The 857-nt window shown below is 39.4% G+C and carries 1 protein-coding gene; it reads right to left on the reverse strand.

Going from position 1 to position 857, the window contains the following annotated elements:
• Nucleotides 1-23: 23 nt before the first annotated feature.
• Nucleotides 24-857, reverse strand: an 834-nt coding sequence (locus ACS8FC_RS16050) for a hypothetical protein (RefSeq protein ID WP_439297504.1), incomplete at its 5' end; no start/stop codon positions are given.

Consider the following 857-nt stretch of genomic DNA (forward strand, 5'->3'; position numbering starts at 1 on the left):
CTTCATAGCCTCAATTCCCATTTTTATATTTCAATATGACCTTCGCATTTATGACGAATACTCTCTACCGCTTGTCTCTCATCATCTAAAATAGGTTGGTCTAAGATATTTTTAAGAGCTTTGCCTATAGCAAGCATAGTTTCGAATGCCTGTATGTCAGAGTTATCATATACTTTGATTTTCTCAAAACGTTTGACGGTTTCGAGTAATACCATTTGAACCTCTAAGGCATTAGTGATGATAGCTTTTACAGCTACCTCCATAACTTCTATTGCTGCGATGTTAGCATCGCTTCTAGCCCTGAATGCTCTCGCTTGAGTTAGGGCTTTTTCTCCTTTACCTGCTAAATGCAACCCTGTAATTGCCAATGCAGGGCCGGTAACTATACCACCTAATACCATAGTCCCACCTGCCATACCTAAACCACCGGTTGCAAGCGAACCACCACCAAGCCATGCTAGCGTAGCACTTTTTGCAGCTGCCCCTGATAAAGCTGATATCGCTGTACCCGTTGATGCTGATGCTAATAAACCAACTGAACCATATGCTCCCAACCCTGTGAGCGCTCCTGCCGTTGCACCACTAAGGATTCCCCTTTCAAGCTCAAGCGATGCGGTTACTTTTTTCTGTATTTCTACAAATTCCTGCTCAGTAATCGTCTGATTAAAATTTCTAAGATTTGCACCAGCATTTTTTACTTTTTTTATAGTGTCAACAATATGTTTTATCTGATTACTAAAAATATCAACTTTTAACTGACCTAAGTTTCTAAGTTCATCATTAGCATCAATATGAATCTCAGCTAACTCCTTTCGCTTAAGATCTAAAGCATCTTGAGCTTTTTCAATAATTCTATT

The sequence above is a fragment of the Psychrobacter sp. 1Y4 genome, from assembly GCF_051847555.1.